The 16,370-nt window shown below is 62.4% G+C and carries 16 protein-coding genes; 1 reads left to right on the top strand and 15 read right to left on the bottom strand.

Features of this window, described 5'->3' with window-relative positions:
* Positions 1–21: 21 nt before the first annotated feature.
* The 6 genes from odhB to sdhC all read right to left on the bottom strand — a co-directional run bounded on the left by odhB (position 22) and on the right by sdhC (position 7,597).
* On the bottom strand, positions 22–1,236 hold the full coding sequence (gene odhB / locus ACVWZT_RS17115) for a 2-oxoglutarate dehydrogenase complex dihydrolipoyllysine-residue succinyltransferase (protein ID WP_170030852.1): 1,215 nt from the start codon (positions 1,234–1,236) through the stop codon (positions 22–24).
* Between the two features lie 42 nt (positions 1,237–1,278).
* A complete protein-coding gene (locus tag ACVWZT_RS17110) occupies positions 1,279–4,110 on the bottom strand; it encodes a 2-oxoglutarate dehydrogenase E1 component (RefSeq protein ID WP_225778551.1) in 2,832 nt (943 codons plus the stop codon).
* Positions 4,111–4,356: 246 nt separating this feature from the next.
* Positions 4,357–5,061 (bottom strand): succinate dehydrogenase iron-sulfur subunit, encoded by a 705-nt coding sequence (locus ACVWZT_RS17105; RefSeq protein ID WP_011534752.1) that lies wholly within the window; start codon positions 5,059–5,061, stop codon positions 4,357–4,359.
* Positions 5,062–5,072: 11 nt separating this feature from the next.
* The gene (gene sdhA / locus ACVWZT_RS17100) at positions 5,073–6,845 is read right to left on the bottom strand and encodes a succinate dehydrogenase flavoprotein subunit (RefSeq protein WP_186674795.1); all 1,773 of its coding nucleotides are present in this window, start codon (positions 6,843–6,845) and stop codon (positions 5,073–5,075) included.
* 3 nt (positions 6,846–6,848) lie between these two features.
* Entirely contained in the window at positions 6,849–7,217 is a 369-nt protein-coding gene (gene sdhD, locus ACVWZT_RS17095; RefSeq protein WP_003254214.1) for a succinate dehydrogenase, hydrophobic membrane anchor protein, read from the bottom strand.
* Positions 7,211–7,597, bottom strand: coding sequence for a succinate dehydrogenase, cytochrome b556 subunit (gene sdhC, locus ACVWZT_RS17090; protein WP_012315350.1), 387 nt, complete (start codon positions 7,595–7,597; stop codon positions 7,211–7,213). The genes sdhD and sdhC overlap by 7 nt, the downstream gene beginning before the upstream one ends.
* Positions 7,598–7,949: 352 nt before the next feature.
* Here sdhC and gltA point away from each other — a divergent pair, with 352 nt between their 5' ends.
* Positions 7,950–9,239, top strand: a complete 1,290-nt coding sequence (gene gltA / locus ACVWZT_RS17085) for a citrate synthase (RefSeq protein ID WP_085625400.1) — start codon at positions 7,950–7,952, stop codon at positions 9,237–9,239.
* Positions 9,240–9,347: 108 nt separating this feature from the next.
* Here gltA and ACVWZT_RS17080 read toward each other — a convergent pair whose 3' ends face one another.
* The 9 genes from ACVWZT_RS17080 to ACVWZT_RS17040 all read right to left on the bottom strand — a co-directional run bounded on the left by ACVWZT_RS17080 (position 9,348) and on the right by ACVWZT_RS17040 (position 16,275).
* Complete coding sequence (locus ACVWZT_RS17080; protein WP_457470399.1) at positions 9,348–9,956, bottom strand: START domain-containing protein; 609 nt, start codon at positions 9,954–9,956, stop codon at positions 9,348–9,350.
* 28 nt (positions 9,957–9,984) lie between these two features.
* Complete coding sequence (locus ACVWZT_RS17075; protein ID WP_296232256.1) at positions 9,985–10,239, bottom strand: YkgJ family cysteine cluster protein; 255 nt, start codon at positions 10,237–10,239, stop codon at positions 9,985–9,987.
* A 129-nt stretch (positions 10,240–10,368) separates the two neighbouring features.
* Positions 10,369–10,857: a hypothetical protein gene (locus ACVWZT_RS17070; protein WP_457470398.1), complete on the bottom strand. Its 489-nt coding sequence runs from the start codon at positions 10,855–10,857 to the stop codon at positions 10,369–10,371.
* A 63-nt stretch (positions 10,858–10,920) separates the two neighbouring features.
* Positions 10,921–12,363, bottom strand: coding sequence for an aminotransferase-like domain-containing protein (locus ACVWZT_RS17065; RefSeq protein ID WP_296232254.1), 1,443 nt, complete (start codon positions 12,361–12,363; stop codon positions 10,921–10,923).
* Between the two features lie 163 nt (positions 12,364–12,526).
* Positions 12,527–13,339 (bottom strand): OmpA family protein, encoded by an 813-nt coding sequence (locus ACVWZT_RS17060; RefSeq protein ID WP_457470397.1) that lies wholly within the window; start codon positions 13,337–13,339, stop codon positions 12,527–12,529.
* On the bottom strand, positions 13,336–13,689 hold the full coding sequence (locus ACVWZT_RS17055; RefSeq protein WP_296232251.1) for a DUF4398 domain-containing protein: 354 nt from the start codon (positions 13,687–13,689) through the stop codon (positions 13,336–13,338). The genes ACVWZT_RS17060 and ACVWZT_RS17055 overlap by 4 nt, the downstream gene beginning before the upstream one ends.
* A 9-nt stretch (positions 13,690–13,698) precedes the next feature.
* Complete coding sequence (locus tag ACVWZT_RS17050; protein WP_457470395.1) at positions 13,699–14,520, bottom strand: substrate-binding periplasmic protein; 822 nt, start codon at positions 14,518–14,520, stop codon at positions 13,699–13,701.
* 75 nt (positions 14,521–14,595) lie between these two features.
* Positions 14,596–15,525 carry an electron transfer flavoprotein subunit alpha/FixB family protein gene (locus ACVWZT_RS17045; RefSeq protein WP_457470394.1) on the bottom strand — a complete coding sequence of 310 codons (930 nt, stop codon included), beginning with the start codon at positions 15,523–15,525 and terminating at the stop codon, positions 14,596–14,598.
* Positions 15,526–16,275 (bottom strand): electron transfer flavoprotein subunit beta/FixA family protein, encoded by a 750-nt coding sequence (locus tag ACVWZT_RS17040; protein ID WP_457470392.1) that lies wholly within the window; start codon positions 16,273–16,275, stop codon positions 15,526–15,528.
* Between the last annotated feature and the right edge of the window lie 95 nt (positions 16,276–16,370).

The following is a 16,370-nucleotide window of genomic DNA, read 5'->3' as shown; positions in this document are numbered from 1 at the left end:
TTGCCGCTTGCAGCTGCGCGATTAGATGTCCAGCAGCAGGCGAGACGGGTCTTCCAGCAGGTTCTTGATGGTGACCAGGAAGGTTACCGCTTCCTTGCCGTCGATCAGGCGGTGATCGTACGACAGCGCCAGGTACATCATCGGGCGAATCACGACCTGGCCATTGATGGCCATCGGGCGCTGGATGATGTTGTGCATGCCGAGGATGGCGGCCTGCGGCGGGTTGACGATCGGGGTCGACATCATCGAGCCGAAGGTACCACCGTTGGTGATGGTGAAGGTGCCGCCGGTCATTTCTTCGATGGCCAGCTTGCCGTCACGGGCCTTCTTGCCGAAGGTGGCGATGCCGTTCTCGATTTCCGCCAGGCTCATCGACTCGGCGTTACGCAGTACCGGTACCACCAGGCCACGGTCGCTGGACACGGCAACACCGACATCGGCGTAGCCATGGTAGACGATGTCATTGCCATCGATCGAGGCGTTCACAGCCGGGAAGCGCTTCAGGGCTTCGGTAGCGGCCTTGACGAAGAACGACATGAAGCCCAGGCGTACGCCGTTGTGGGTCTTCTCGAACAGGTCCTTGTACTTCGAACGCAGGGCCATGACTTCGGTCATGTCGACTTCGTTGAAGGTGGTCAGCATGGCCATGCTCGACTGGGCTTCGACCAGACGCTCGGCGATCTTGGCACGCAGGCGGGTCATCGGCACGCGCTTCTCGGTGCGGTCGCCAGCGGCAACCACAACCGGGGCAGCAGCGGCAGCCGGCTTGGCCGCCGGGGCCGGGGCCGACTTCTTGTTGGCGACGGCAGCGACGACGTCTTCCTTGGTGATGCGACCACCTTTGCCAGTGCCGGCAACGCTGGCCAGGTCGATGCCGTTTTCTTCAGCCAGCTTGCGCGCGGCCGGGGCGGCAACCGGGTCTTCTTCGCCAGCGTCGGCAGCAGCGGCAGCCGGAGCAGCAGCGGCCGGGGCGGCGGCTGGAGCAGCGGCGGCAGCACCGCCTTCAACGATCGAACCCAGCACTTCGTCGGACAGGACGGTGTCGCCCTCGCCCTTGACGATGGCGCCCAGTACGCCGTCGGCGGTAGCCAGTACTTCCAGGACGACCTTGTCGGTCTCGATGTCGACGATCAGCTCGTCACGCTTGACGGCGTCGCCCGGCTGCTTGTGCCAAGTGGCAACGGTGCCATCGGCAACCGATTCCGGGAAGGTTGGGGCTTTGATCTCGATAGCCATTATCAGTGTTTCCTTAAATTCGGTTTCAGGTGCGCGAAGGCGTTAGACAGTGAAGGCGTCTTGCAGCAGTTTTTCCTGCTGTTCGGCGTGCTTCGAAGCGTAACCACAGGCTGGCGCGGCGGAAGCGTCGCGGCCGGCGTATTCCAGGACCAGTGCCTTGTTGTGGCGGCCCAGGATACGGCGCATGTGGTGCTGGCTGCTGTACCAGGCGCCCTGGTTCATCGGCTCTTCCTGACACCAGACCGCATGCTTGAGGTTGGTGTAAGGCGCCAGGATTTCGACCAGGTCGTCTTCCGGGAACGGATACAGCTGCTCGATACGCACGATGGCGATGTCTTCGCGGCCTTCGGCACGGCGTTTTTCCAGCAGGTCGTAGTAAACCTTGCCACCGCACAGGATCAGGCGTTCGACCTTGGCCGGATCGAGGCTGTCGATTTCCGGGATCACGGTCTGGAACGAACCTTCTGCCAGGTCCTCGAGGGTCGACACGGCCAGCTTGTGGCGCAGCAGCGACTTCGGCGTCAGGACGATCAGCGGCTTGCGCAGCGGACGGATGACCTGGCGACGCAGCAGGTGGTAGATCTGGGCCGGGGTGGTCGGTACGCAGACCTGGATGTTGTGCTCGGCGCACAGCTGCAGGTAACGCTCCAGGCGCGCGGAGGAGTGCTCCGGGCCCTGCCCTTCATAACCATGTGGCAGCAGCATGGTCAGACCGCACAGGCGGCCCCACTTGTGCTCGCCGCTGGTGATGAACTGGTCGATCACCACTTGCGCACCGTTGGCGAAGTCGCCGAACTGGGCTTCCCAGATCACCAGCGCGTTCGGCGTGGTGGTGGAGTAGCCGTATTCGAAGGCCAGTACCGCCTCTTCCGACAGGAACGAGTCGTACAGTTCGAACTTCGGCTGGCCCGGGAACAGGTTCTTCAGCGGTACGTAGGTGCTGGCGTCCTTCTGGTTGTGCAGCACCGCGTGACGGTGCGAGAAGGTGCCACGGCCGATGTCCTGGCCGGTCATGCGGATCGGGTGGCCTTCGAACTGCAGGGTGGCGTAAGCCATGGTCTCTGCATAACCCCAGTTGATCGGCAAGCCACCGGCCTGCATCTTCTGGCGGTCTTCGTAGATCTTGGCGACCTGGCGCTGAACCACGAAACCTTCCGGAATTTCCAGCAGCTTGGCCGACAGTTCCTGCAGGGTCTTGAGGTCGAAACGGGTGTCGTGACGCGCGGTCCAGGCATGGCCCAGGTATGGACGCCAGTCGACGAACAGCTCGCGGTTCGGCTCCTTGACCAGGCTCTTGACCACGTGCAGGCCGTTGTCCAGCGCGTTGCGGTACTCGTCGATCTTGGCCTGGGCGCGCTCGGCATCGATGCGGCCGGCCTGGATCAGTGCATCGGCGTACAGCTCACGGGTGGTGCGCTGCTTGCTGATCTGCTGGTACATCAGCGGCTGGGTGCCGTTCGGCTCGTCGGCCTCGTTGTGGCCGCGACGGCGGTAGCAGACCAGGTCGATGACCACGTCACGCTTGAACTGCATGCGGTAGTCGATGGCCAGCTGGGTCACGAACAGCACGGCTTCCGGGTCGTCGCCGTTCACGTGCAGGATCGGCGCCTGGATCATCTTGGCCACGTCGGTGGCGTACTCGGTGGAGCGCGCATCCAGCGGGTTGCTGATGGTGAAACCGACCTGGTTGTTGATCACGATGTGCACGGTGCCGCCGGTCTTGAAACCGCGGGTCTGCGACATCTGGAAGGTTTCCATGACCACGCCCTGGCCGGCGAATGCGGCATCGCCGTGAATCGAGATCGGCAGCACCTTGTCGCCAACGGTGTCGTTGCGGCGATCCTGACGGGCGCGCACCGACCCCTCGACCACGGGCGAGACGATTTCCAGGTGGGACGGGTTGAACGCCATGGCCAGGTGCACTTCGCCACCCGGGGTCATCACGTTCGAGGAGAAGCCCTGGTGATACTTCACGTCACCGGAGCCCAGCTCGTTCATCTTCTTGCCTTCGAACTCGTCGAACAGCTCGCGCGGGTTCTTGCCGAAGGTGTTCACCAGGACGTTCAGGCGGCCACGGTGGGCCATGCCGATCACGACTTCCTTGGTGCCGTAGGAGCCGGAACGCTGGATCATCTCGTCCAGCATCGGGATCAGGCTTTCGCCGCCCTCGAGGCCGAAACGCTTGGTCCCCGGGTACTTCGTGCCCAGGTATTTTTCGAGGCCCTCACCGGCGGTCACGCGCTCGAGCAGGTGGGCCTGCACGTCGGCGGAAAACTCCGGACGGCCGCGTACGCTTTCCAGGCGCTGCTGGAACCAGCTGCGCTGCTCGGAGTCGACGATGTGGGTGAACTCGGCGCCAATGGTGCGACAATATGTCTTCTGGAGCGCCTCGACGATCTCGCGTAGGCTCGCCTCCTCTTTGCCGATGAACAGGTCGCCGGCACGGAAGGTCGTATCAAGATCGGCATTGGTCAAGCCGTAGTGATTGATCGACAGGTCTACAGGCGCTGGACGCTGCCACAACCCCAACGGGTCGAGCTTGGCAGCCTGATGGCCGCGCATGCGATAGGCCTGGATCAGTCGCAGAACTTCAACCTGCTTCTTCTCGTGTTCACTGCTCACGCTCCCGGCAGATACCGGTTGGGCGCGGCGCTGGTTCTTCGCCAGCAGTACGAAATGGTCGCGGATTGTCGAGTGCGATACATCGGTAGCGGTGCTGCCGTCGGCGGGCAACTTCTGGAAGTAGGTGCGCCACTCTTCTGGCACAGCGTTAGGGTCGTGCAGGTAGAGCTCATAGAGCTCTTCCACATATGCAGCGTTACCACCTGAAAGGTGGGCGCTTTCCCACATGCGCTGCATCACGCTTTCTTGCATGCTTGGTCACCCTCGGTTAGGGGACTGATCGGCGAGAGCCACAGCAAACCTGGAAAAGTCCGAACACAGCGACTGAACCACGCCACTTGGATCCTGCTGATTTTCCGGGTACCAGCCCGGAAAGCCCCTGCTGGTCTCATATCTTCATAGGTAATGAACGCAGGCTTTGTGGGCCCTTGTTCGGGTTTTACCTCGGTGCGGGCTCACCACCCGCACCTCGGCTTACTGCAGGTACAACGCTTTGTATCAGGTGCCGCTTTGCAGCAGCATGTTACGTACGTGCCCGATTGCCTTGGTCGGGTTCAGACCTTTAGGGCAAACGTTGACGCAGTTCATGATCCCGCGGCAGCGGAATACGCTGAACGGGTCATCCAGGGACGCCAGGCGCTCCTGGGTCTTGGTATCGCGGCTGTCGGCCAGGAAGCGATAGGCCTGCAGCAGTGCAGCGGGGCCCAGGAACTTGTCCGGGTTCCACCAGAACGACGGGCAGGAAGTCGAGCAGCAAGCGCACAGGATGCACTCGTACAGACCGTCCAGCTTGTCGCGGTCTTCCGGCGACTGCAGACGCTCGATAGCTGGCGCCGGAGTGTCGTTCTGCAGGAACGGCTTCACCTTCTCGTACTGCTTGTAGAAGATGCTCATGTCGACGACCAGGTCACGAATGACCGGCAGGCCTGGCAGCGGACGCAGGATCAGCTTGTTGCCCTTCACCACCGCCGACAGCGGGGTGATGCAGGCCAGGCCGTTCTTGCCGTTGATGTTCATGCCATCGGAACCGCAAACGCCTTCACGGCACGAGCGACGGTAGGAGAACCCTTCGTCCTGCTCTTTGATCAATGCCAGCACATCCAGCACCATCAGGTCCTTGCCGCCGGTATCGACCTGGAAGGTCTGCATTTTCGGCGCGGAATCGGTGTCCGGGTTGTAACGATAAACTTCGACTTGCAACATAGCGGCCACCCTTAGTAAGTCCGGACTTTTGGTTCGAAGGCTGGAACAGTCTTCGGCGCAAAGTTGACGCCACGCTTGGCGACGCGCTTCTCACCCGGGTAGTACAGGGTGTGGCACAGCCAGTTTTCGTCGTCACGGTCTTCGTAGTCTTCACGGGCGTGAGCGCCGCGGGACTCTTTACGGGCTTCGGCCGCGATGGCGGTAGCTTCGGCGACTTCCAGCAGGTTCTGCAGCTCCAGGGCCTCGATACGCGCGGTGTTGAAGGCCTTGGACTTGTCGTTGATCTTGACGTTGGCGATACGGTCACGCAGACCGGCCAGCTGCTCGATACCCTTCTGCATGTATTCGCCGGTACGGAACACACCGAAGTAGTTCTGCATGCAGCTCTGCAGCTCGCGCTTCAGGCTGGCAACGTCTTCGCCGGTGGTGCGCTCGTTCAGCTTGTTCAGGCGGTTCAGGGCAACATCGACGTCGGTGTCGCTGGCGTCGCGGTATTCCACGCCTTCGGTCAGCGCCTTCTCCAGGTGCAGGCCGGCAGCACGGCCGAACACCACCAGGTCGAGCAGCGAGTTGCCGCCCAGGCGGTTGGCACCGTGCACCGATACGCACGCCACTTCACCTACGGCAAACAGGCCAGGAATGATCTGGTCGTTGCCTTCGGCGTCCATGGTGATGGCCTGGCCGTGGATGTTGGTGGCGACGCCGCCCATCATGTAGTGGCAGGTCGGGATGACCGGTACCGGCGCGACCACCGGGTCGACGTGGGCGAAGGTCTTGGACAGTTCGCAGATACCTGGCAGGCGGCTGTGCAGCACTTCCTCGCCCAGGTGGTCCAGCTTCAGCAGTACGTGGTCCTTGTTCGGGCCCACGCCGTTGCCGGCGATGATTTCCTTGACCATGGAACGGGCGACCACGTCGCGGCCGGCCAGGTCTTTGGCGTTCGGCGCGTAACGCTCCATGAAGCGCTCGCCGTGGGCGTTGATCAGGTAGCCACCTTCACCGCGGCAACCTTCGGTGACCAGTACACCGGCGCCGGCGATGCCGGTCGGGTGGAACTGCCACATTTCGATGTCCTGCACCGGCACGCCGGCACGCAGGGCCATGCCCACGCCGTCACCGGTGTTGATCAGGGCGTTGGTGGTGGAGGCATAGATACGGCCGGCACCGCCAGTGGCCAGTACGGTGGCCTTGGACTTGATGTACAGGGTTTCGCCGGTTTCGATGCAGATCGCGATCACACCCACGAATGCGCCGTCCTGGTTTTTCACCAGGTCTACGGCGTAGTACTCGTTGAGGAAGGTGGTGCCGGCTTTCAGGTTGCCCTGGTACAGGGTGTGCAGCAGCGCGTGACCGGTACGGTCGGACGCGGCGCAGGTGCGGGCAGCCTGGCCGCCTTTACCGAAGTCCTTGGACTGGCCACCGAATGGACGCTGGTAGATACGGCCGGTTTCGGTACGCGAGAACGGCAGGCCCATGTGGTCCAGTTCGAAGACCGCAGCCGGGCCTTCCTGACACATGTATTCGATAGCGTCCTGGTCACCGATGTAGTCGGAGCCCTTGACGGTATCGTACATGTGCCAGCGCCAGTCGTCGTTCGGGTCGGCCGAAGCGATGGCGCAGGTGATGCCGCCCTGGGCGGATACAGTGTGCGAACGGGTCGGGAAGACCTTGGTGACCACGGCGGTCTTGTGGCCGCCTTGGGCCAGCTGCAGCGCAGCGCGCATGCCGGCACCGCCGCCACCGATGATGATGGCGTCGAAAGAAATGGTTGGAATGCTAGCCATGGATCAGATACCCCAGAGAATCTGCACACCCCAGACGAAGTAAGCGAACATCGCAACGCCGCATACCGCCTGGAACAGGAAACGAATCGCAGTTGCCGACTTGCCGAACGACATTGGCGTCAGGTAGTCGGTAGCGATGGTCCACATGCCGACCCAGGCGTGAGCGCCCAGGGCAACGAGGGCCAGCAGACTGAAGATCCGCATCGCGTTGTTGGAGAACAGACCATGCCACTGGGTGTAGTCGATGCCTGGGTGGGCGACCACGTAGCCGATCAGGAACAGGAAGTAAGCCGCGAGAACGACCGCAGAAACGCGCTGCGCCATCCAGTCATAGAGACCCGAACGCGACAGGTTCGTGACATTGGTTACCATACCCAAACTCCCACCAGAACGATCAGCACCACGGAGATGACGATCACGATTTTCGAGCCCAGCTTGCCGCCTTCCAGCGTCTCACCGATACCCATGTCCATGATCAGGTGACGTACACCTGCCACGAGGTGATAAAGCAGGGCGGACAGCAGGCCCCAGGTCACGAACTTGGCCAGCGGGCTGGTCAGACACGCCTTCACCTCACCGAAGCCTTCCTCGGAACCCAGCGATTTGCCCAGTGCATAAAGCATGATGGCAAGGCCGAGGAACAGGATGACGCCGGAGATACGGTGCAGGATGGACGTGTACGCAGTGACGGGGAGCTTGATGGTCCTTAGGTCTAGGTTTACAGGTCGTTGGCTTTTCACGGCTTTTTTCACACTGAAGAGCCCCTAGCGAATCAGGGCAAAGTTGTTGGTAAGTGTACTGGTCAGGTACCCACCACCCAGGGAACGGCGACCCCCAGCAGTTCGGGCTTGCAAGCCCCTGGCGGTCGGGTTGCGAGTATAGACAGTTAGGCTGCTTATGACAACGTGACGGGGTAGCCCAAATAGCGCATTGCCTTTAATGGGGAAAAGGCGTAAATGGGCGAGAATTTCGCGAAAAACCAGGCCTCAATGCCTGTTTCAACAAGCCTTTAGGCAAATTGACTTCTGAATTTATCCCTCTATAGTGGTGCGGGCCCTGCGTGGGGGGTCTGTCTGATGATTTCAAGCATTAATAGGAGGCCACATGGCTGACAAAAAAGCGCAGTTGGTCATCGAGGGCGCTGCCCCCGTCGAGCTGCCCATTTTAACCGGCACCGTTGGTCCTGATGTAATCGACGTCCGCGGGTTGGGGGCCACTGGTCACTTCACCTTCGACCCTGGGTTCATGGCGACCGCCTCGTGCGAGTCGAAGATCACCTACATTGACGGCGACCAGGGTATTCTGCTGCACCGCGGCTACCCGATCGAGCAGCTCGCCGAAAAGTCCGACTACCTCGAAACCTGCTACCTGCTGCTCAACGGCGAACTGCCGAATGCCGAGCAGAAGGCCCAGTTCGTCAGCACCGTGAAGAACCACACCATGGTTCACGAGCAGCTGAAGTCCTTCTTCAACGGCTTCCGCCGCGACGCCCACCCGATGGCGGTGATGTGCGGCGTGGTCGGCGCCCTGTCGGCGTTCTATCACGACTCCCTGGACATCAATAACCCGCAACACCGCGAGATTTCCGCGGTGCGCCTGGTCGCCAAGATGCCGACCCTGGCCGCGATGGTGTACAAGTACTCCATGGGCCAGCCGATGATGTACCCGCGCAACGACCTGTCGTACGCGGAAAACTTCCTGCACATGATGTTCAACACCCCGTGCGAGATCAAGCCGATCAGCCCGGTGCTGGCCAAGGCGATGGACCGGATCTTCATCCTCCATGCCGACCATGAGCAGAACGCCTCCACCTCCACCGTGCGCCTGGCCGGTTCGTCGGGCGCCAACCCGTTCGCCTGTATCGCCGCCGGTATCGCTGCACTGTGGGGCCCGGCCCACGGCGGTGCCAACGAAGCGGTGCTGACCATGCTCGATGAAATCGGCGATGTCTCGAACATCGACAAGTTCATCGCCAAGGCCAAGGACAAGAACGACCCGTTCAAGCTCATGGGCTTCGGCCACCGCGTGTACAAGAACCGCGACCCGCGCGCCACCGTGATGAAGCAGACCTGCGACGAAGTGCTGCGCGAGCTGGGCATCAAGAACGACCCGCAGCTGGAACTGGCCATGCGCCTGGAAGAGATCGCCCTGACCGATCCGTACTTCATCGAGCGCTCGCTGTACCCGAACGTCGACTTCTATTCGGGGATCATCCTCAAGGCGATCGGCATTCCGACCAGCATGTTCACCGTGATCTTCGCCCTGGCACGTACCGTGGGCTGGATCTCGCACTGGAAAGAAATGCTCTCCAGCCCGTACAAGATCGGCCGCCCGCGCCAGCTGTACACCGGCGAGCAGAAGCGCGACATCGTTGCACTGCAGGACCGCAAGTAAGCTTCGATAGCCGAACGCAAGAAGGCTGCCCTCGGGCAGCCTTTTTTATTGCCATTCTTGCCCTGGCCTCTTCGCCAGCGAGCCCGTGAAGAGGCCAGGCACAAGCTGTCAGTTTTTCTCAGCCCGCTCGCGCAACCCTTTCAGGGTATTGAACGGGGCATCCACCACGAACTTGTTGGCCACCATCGCCGGCACGCTGCCACCCGGTTCGGTGTGCACTTGGTAAGTGACTTCGGTGCTGTCGCCCTTGGGCACCAGCTTCCAGAACCCTTCGACCTTGGCCACCCGCACGAAGCCCTTCTCTTGCGGAACGTAGGTCGGCTCTTCGACCAGCTTGCGGGTCAGGCTGCCGTCAGCCTCCCTGACCGTGGTCACGCGCAGTACCGAATCGCGCGGGGTCACCGGCCATGGCGTATTGAACTGGGTATAGGTCCAGACCTGGTCACCTTCCTGCTTGAGCACTTTCTGCGTCTTGCATTCGTGAATCCAAGCGCAGGCCCCGACCACATCCTCCTGCAGCGCCTGCACCTTGGGCAACGGCGCCTTGATCAGGGTCACCCCGCGGTAAGCCTTGTACTTGGAGCCGGCCACTTCGCTGAGCGATACCTTGATCCCCTCCTCATCCTTGGCCACCTGCCAGTTCTCGGCCCAGGCCACAGGGGCCAGCAGAACACCCATGCCACACAGCAGTGCAATACGCTTGAACGGTCTCATCATGTTTATCCTTGTTGTCGAAGATCCAGCCTTATGCCGCCGTCATCTGCTCCCACCAGCCAAGAATCCTGATCGCCTCGTCACGGTCGTTGCCGCATACCTCGATATCCGCCTGGAAACCGCCGCACACCGCGGGCCGCTCGGGCTTGCCGAACAGGTCGCAGAGGTTGTCGGCGGTCAGGTGCAGGCAGCGCTCGCCAGCCGGTTTGCCATTGGGCATGCGCGGCATCGCAGAGCTGATGGACGGGGCAATGCAGCAGGCACCGCAACCCTCACGGCACTTCATGGCAACTCACCAAGATCAGGACTCCCTGGAACAAAACGGGACGAACGTCCCTGGATATTAACCGCTCAAACAGTCGTTTGAAATTGCTGGCACGATGAAATGTGCCATGACCCGGCAGTCAGTTACTGGCTACTGGCGGAACTCGAAATCGATCGCCGCCCCTTCCACGTCACGACGGCTGTCATTGCGCAGCTGTAGCTGCATTTCGTTGTTGATCAACCGGCCATTGAGCTGGAACGGGCTGTCGGCCTCTGGCTTTTCCGTAAACAGCGGTGGCAGCAAGGGCTTGCGGCGCTGGATCGGCGAAGGGTCACCAACCTCCGGTTCCAGCTTGTCGACCATATCGGCGGGCAGGCTGAGATCGAGCCTGGCCTTGGGCAGCGGCTTGGCCACGGCCTTGCTCACCGGCTTGCGGGCGGGCTTCGCCTTGCGGTTGGTGGCCTTGCTTTTGGCGGCCTTGCTTGCCGCCGCCTTCTGCGCGGGCTTCGCCAGCGCCTTCTGGGCCGGCTGGCCCTGGGCCGCCTGCGCCTGGCCGGCCACCTGCGCGGCCTGGCCTGCACCAAGGCAGCAGAGCGGAGCAAGGCACAGGATCAGGGCAAAACGACGCAGAGCTTTCATGGCAAAAAGACAGGCTGGCAGTAAAAGTGCGTATGCTCCCTGTTCCGCAGGCGCGTGGCAAGCCTACAAAAATGCGGCCGCGGGCTCCCGGCATAACTGCTGGGCCAGCAACCCGAGGGTAATTACCGCACGCTCGGCTTCCTTGTTCCACGGAATTCCGCAATTGAGGCGGATGCAGTGGTTGAACTGCTCGGTATTACTGAAGATCAGCCCCGGCGCAATGCTGATACCCTGCTCCAGCGCACGCACGTGCAGCTCCTGGGTATTGACCCGCCCCGGCAGGCTCACCCACAGGATGAACCCGCCGGTCGGCCGGGTCATCTGGGTGCCCTCGGGGAAATGTTGCTGCACCGCCAGCTGGTAGGCACTGAGGTTCTTGCGGTACTCCTGGCGAATGTAACGCAGGTGCCGGTCGTAGCCGCCATTCTCGAGGTAACTTGCCACGCCCATCTGCGTCACACTGCACGCCGAGTGGGTGGTGAAGGTTTGCAGGCGCTGGATCTCGTCCTGGTAGCGCCCGGCGATCATCCAGCCCACGCGCACGCCGGGGGACAGGGTCTTGGAAAAGCTCGAGCAGTAGATCACCCGGTCCAGCCGATCGAATGCCTTCAGGGCCTTGGTCTTGCCCTGCTCGAACATCAACTCGCCGTAGATGTCGTCCTCGACGATCTGGATATCGAAGTCCGACGCCAGGCGCAGCAACTGTTTCTGCCGCTCTTCCGGGACGGTGCCGCCCAGCGGATTGCTCAGCCGCGCAGTCAGTACCAAGGCCTTGATCGACCACTGGTTGGCGGCCAGTTGCAAAGCCTCGAGACTGATGCCGGTGGACGGGTCGCTGGGGATCTCGATCACCTTCAGGCCCAACAGGTCAGCCAGTTGCAGCAGGCCGTAATAGGTGGGCGACTCGGCAGCGATCAGGTCGCCGGGGCGGGTCAGCACGCGCAACGACATCTGCAACGCATCGACGCAACCATGGGTCACGATCACTTCACGCGGGTCGACCAGCACGCCGGCATCGCGCATGCGGATGGCGATCTGCCGGCGCAGCGGTTCGAAACCGGGGCTGAACATGTAGCTGAAGGCTCGCGGGCTATGGAAGCGCGTCACCTTGGCGATCTGCTGGTGCAGGGCGCGGACCGGCAGGTAATCGACGTGCGGTACCGCGGCGCCGAACGGGAACACGCCGTCGCGGCGCGCCTCGGTCAGCACCTGCTGGATGATGCTGGCGCGGGTCACCAGGCCGGGGCGCTCCACGCGGGCAATATCCGGCGTCTGCGCGGTCAGGGCCGGGGTCTGGTGCACATAGTAGCCGGACTGCGGCCGCGCACGGATCAACCCCTGGTCTTCGAGGTTGGCATAGGCCTGCAGCACCGTGGCATGGCTGACATTGAGCTGGGCGCTCATCTTGCGCACGGACGGTACGCGCTCGCCTGGCTGGTAGACACCACGACGGATGTCATCGGCCAGTTGCTGGGCGATACGCTGGTACAGCAGCAGGTTGGTCATGGCGGGATCTCGACGCGCGGACGGACTCGTTGTTCTTGTGTCGCTCACTGAGGGTAGAGAATACCGTAACAGTTGCAAAGTGTACGGGGACAGATTGCAGGATAGTCAACAATACAGTTGCATGAAAAGCGGCGAGGACCGCAAAGCGGTCCTCGCACAAGGGTCAGCGCGCCGGCGCGAGCCTGCCCTTGTCATCGGAGAACACGATCTCCACCCGGCGGTTCTGCGCCCTGCCCCGCTCCGAGGCATTGGCCTCGATCGGGTACTGGTCGCCATACCCTTCGACCTGCAGGCGCTTCTCGTCGATGCCCAGGTCGACCAGCATGTCCGCCACGGCCTGCGCCCGGTCACGCGACAGCTTGAGATTGTCCTCGGCAGTGCCGGTACTGTCGGTATAGCCTTCGATCCGTACCACCCGGCGCGGGTTGAGCTGAAGGAACTGCACCAGCTTGAGCACGGTGCGGCTGGCCGAGTTCTTCAAGTCGGCACGGCCAGTATCGAACAGCACGTCACCCAAGGTCATTACCAGACCGCGATCGGTCTGCTCCGAGGCCAGCGCGGCGATCTGCGACTCGATCCACTTGCCCTGCTGCTGGACGCTGGCCAGCTTGGCCTCGCGCAAGGCCAGCTGCAGGCGCTGGCGCTCCAGGTCGAGCTTGGCCTGGCGCTCCTGGTTCAGTGCCAGGCGGGCATGCTCGCTGGCGATCTCGCTGTAGCGCTGGCTGAGGTAGGCATAATGGCGCACGTCGGCACCGGTGCCAATGTAGCTGGACAGGCGCTCGGCGCGAGCCAGCGACTCGCCTGCGCGAATCACGTCACGCGGGGCACTGCGCAGCACATCGGAGTTGTCCTTGACCTTCTGGAAGGCGGCGCTGGCGGCATCCAGTGCAGCACTGCTGCGCTGGCTGGCGCAACCCTGCAAACCTGCCGCCAGTGCCAGCATGGCCAGCGCGGCCAATGGTGCACGGCGGATCATGGCTGCACCTCCAGCTGCTTGCGCAGGCGCTTGACCCGCGACTGCAGCAGCTGCAACTGCTCTTCGCTCTTCTGGTTCAGCACCTGGGCTTCGGCCAGGCGTGCATCCAGCTCGGCCTGCTCGGCGCGCATGCGCGCATCGCGGTATTCTTCGGTGAGCATGTTGGTCTTGGCGCGGGCCAGCTTGTCTTCGGCCAGCTTGAGCGCTTCGACCTGTTCGGTGGCGCCGACGGCCCTGGCCTGCTCCAGTGCCTGCTCGGAAATGCGCATCTGCTCGACAGGGGCCGGATCGTTGGCGCAGCCAGCCAGGCCGAGTACGGCCAGGGCAAGGATTAGTGGTTGGGTTCTCACGCAATCTTCCTAGTGTTTGGGGGCGTCCGACGGCACTTGCAGCTGGGCTTTCCAGCGCTCGACATTGCGTTGCAGCACGGCCTCGGACGCACCGGAGATCGGCAATTCTGTCAGTTTTTTTGCCAATTGCCCACGCAACCAGCTGTCATTGCAGGCTGAATTGTGTGACACGGCCAGGTACAGCCCCGGCCGGTCCACCGGCAGGCCGCGGGCAATCAGCTGGTTGCTCACGCCCAGGTTCTGGCTCATCGCCATACCCGCGTAGCGGCTTGCAAGCACATAGTCAACCTGGCCGAGCACCAGCTTCTGAAATGCCTGGGTCAGGTTCTGCGCCGGCGCCAGCTTCAGCTGGGCCTTGACGAACGCGGTGAAGGCCGGCGTCAGCCGCGCGCGCTCGGACACACTGCCCTGGTACCTGGCCAGGTCCGCCGGGCCATCGAAAGCCAGCTCGCTATCGTGGCGGGTCCACACCAGGTATTCATTGAGCTGCAGGGGTGGGTGAATGTAGTCGAGCGCGGTCAGTTGCTCCACCTGCATGGGTGTGTCGAGCAACAGGTCCATGCGCCCGCTGCGCACTTCTTCCAGTGCCTGGTCACGACGCCCGGCGCTGAGCACCTCCACCTTCAAGCCCAACTCGCCAGCCACCTGGCGCAGCAGGTCGACATTGGCACCGATCAGGTGTTTCGGGTCGTTCGGGTCTTGCCATGAATACGGTGGCGCATCGGGGCTGCCGGTGGCAACCAGGCGTTCGCACTTGCCTGCCGCCATGGCCAGCGGCGACGCCAACACCGCCATGCATGCCAGCACCCTGCCCGTTCCGCGCAACGTCATCCCTCACTCCTCAGCCCATAAAAAAACCCGACCCTCGAAACGAGGGCCGGGTTCTTTATAAGTGAAGCAGGCGGATCAGACCAGCTTTTCCAGCTCTGGCACCGCTTCGAACAGGTCGGCGACCAGACCGTAGTCAGCCACCTGGAAGATCGGCGCTTCTTCGTCCTTGTTGATCGCCACAATCACCTTGGAGTCCTTCATGCCGGCCAGGTGCTGAATCGCGCCGGAGATACCGACGGCAATGTACAGCTGTGGTGCAACGATCTTGCCGGTCTGGCCGACCTGCATGTCGTTGGGCACGAAGCCCGCGTCGACCGCGGCACGCGAAGCACCGACGGCAGCGCCGAGCTTGTCGGCCAGGCTGTACAGGTGCTTGAAGTTGTCACCGTTGCCCATGCCGCGGCCGCCGGAGACGACGATCTTGGCAGCGGTCAGTTCCGGGCGGTCGGACTTGGCCAGCTCTTCGCCAACGAAGGCCGAGATAGCGGCGTCATGTGCGGCGCCAACGGCCTCAACGGCAGCCGAGCCACCTTCGCCCGACACAGCGTCGAAGCCGGTGGTACGTACGGTGATGACCTTGATGGCCGCGCTCGACTGCACGGTGGCAATGGCGTTACCGGCATAGATCGGGCGCTTGAAGGTATCGGCGGACTCGACCGAGATGATCTCGGAGATCTGGTCCACGTCCAGCAGCGCGGCAACGCGCGGCAGGATGTTCTTGCCGTTGGTGGTGGCCGGGGCCAGCACGTGGCTGTAGCCTTTGGCCAGTTCGACGATCAGCGGCGAGACGTTTTCCGGCAGGACGTGTGCATAGGCTGCGTTGTCGGCAACCAGCACCTTGGCCACGCCAGCGATCTTCGCGGCAGATTCGGCAACGCCGCCCACGTTCTGGCCGGCGACCAGCACGTGCACATCACCACCGATCTTGGCGGCAGCGGCAACAGTGTTCAGGGTGGCCGGGGCTACGGCACCGTTCTCGTATTCAGCGACAACCAGGATAGTCATTTAGATTACCTTCGCTTCGTTCTTCAGCTTCTCGACCAGTTCGGCCACCGATTTGACCTTGATGCCTGCGCTGCGGGCAGCCGGGGCTTCAACCTTCAGGGTCTTGTTGGTGGAGGCGAGGGAAACGCCCAGCGCGTCTGGAGTGATGGTCTCCAGCGGCTTCTTCTTGGCCTTCATGATGTTCGGCAGCGACGCGTAGCGTGGCTCGTTCAGGCGCAGGTCGGTGGTGACGATGGCTGGCAGGTTCAGGGCCACGGTCTGCAGGCCGCCGTCGATTTCACGGGTGACGTTCAGCTTGTCGCCAGCCACTTCCACCTTGGAGGCGAAAGTGCCCTGGGCAAAGCCGGTCAACGCAGCCAGCATCTGGCCAGTCTGGTTGTTGTCGCTGTCGATGGCCTGTTTGCCGAGGATGACCAGTTGCGGCTGCTCCTTGTCGACAACAGCCTTCAGCGCCTTGGCCACGGCCAGGGAGTTCAATTCGTCAGCGGCTTCGACCAGGATGGCGCGGTCGGCACCCAGAGCCAGGGCGGTACGCAGTTGCTCCTGGGCGGTGGCCGGGCCGACGGAGACGACGACGATCTCGGTCGCAACGCCTTTTTCCTTCAGGCGCACGGCTTCTTCCACGGCGATTTCGCAGAAGGGGTTCATGGACATCTTGACGTTAGCAAGGTCGACGCCGGAGTTGTCCGCCTTTACGCGAACCTTGACGTTGTAGTCGACCACTCGTTTGACAGCTACAAGAACCTTCATGGATTCCTCGTTACTCTCCGGTGAATAGATAGTCGCCTGGGGCCATGCCCGGCGATGCGCGTGGGTACAAGGGCACCTCCAAAAACGTACCGGGA

The sequence above is a fragment of the Pseudomonas sp. TE21394 genome (genome assembly GCF_054057835.1).
This window is presented reverse-complemented; position numbering and strand designations above follow the sequence as displayed.

Bases quoted from the DNA above. Each gene is read 5' to 3' on its own strand.
- odhB (WP_170030852.1), bottom strand. From the start codon at position 1,236: ATGGCTATCGAGATCAAAGCCCCAACCTTCCCGGAATCGGTTGCCGAT.
- ACVWZT_RS17110 (WP_225778551.1), bottom strand. From the start codon at position 4,110: ATGCAAGAAAGCGTGATGCAGCGCATGTGGGAAAGCGCCCACCTTTCA.
- ACVWZT_RS17105 (WP_011534752.1), bottom strand. From the start codon at position 5,061: ATGTTGCAAGTCGAAGTTTATCGTTACAACCCGGACACCGATTCCGCG.
- sdhA (WP_186674795.1), bottom strand. From the start codon at position 6,845: ATGGCTAGCATTCCAACCATTTCTTTCGACGCCATCATCATCGGTGGC.
- sdhD (WP_003254214.1), bottom strand. From the start codon at position 7,217: ATGGTAACCAATGTCACGAACCTGTCGCGTTCGGGTCTCTATGACTGG.
- gltA (WP_085625400.1), top strand. From the start codon at position 7,950: ATGGCTGACAAAAAAGCGCAGTTGGTCATCGAGGGCGCTGCCCCCGTC.
- ACVWZT_RS17080 (WP_457470399.1), bottom strand. From the start codon at position 9,956: ATGATGAGACCGTTCAAGCGTATTGCACTGCTGTGTGGCATGGGTGTT.
- ACVWZT_RS17075 (WP_296232256.1), bottom strand. From the start codon at position 10,239: ATGAAGTGCCGTGAGGGTTGCGGTGCCTGCTGCATTGCCCCGTCCATC.
- ACVWZT_RS17070 (WP_457470398.1), bottom strand. From the start codon at position 10,857: ATGAAAGCTCTGCGTCGTTTTGCCCTGATCCTGTGCCTTGCTCCGCTC.
- ACVWZT_RS17065 (WP_296232254.1), bottom strand. From the start codon at position 12,363: ATGACCAACCTGCTGCTGTACCAGCGTATCGCCCAGCAACTGGCCGAT.
- ACVWZT_RS17060 (WP_457470397.1), bottom strand. From the start codon at position 13,339: ATGATCCGCCGTGCACCATTGGCCGCGCTGGCCATGCTGGCACTGGCG.
- ACVWZT_RS17050 (WP_457470395.1), bottom strand. From the start codon at position 14,520: ATGACGTTGCGCGGAACGGGCAGGGTGCTGGCATGCATGGCGGTGTTG.
- ACVWZT_RS17045 (WP_457470394.1), bottom strand. From the start codon at position 15,525: ATGACTATCCTGGTTGTCGCTGAATACGAGAACGGTGCCGTAGCCCCG.
- ACVWZT_RS17040 (WP_457470392.1), bottom strand. From the start codon at position 16,275: ATGAAGGTTCTTGTAGCTGTCAAACGAGTGGTCGACTACAACGTCAAG.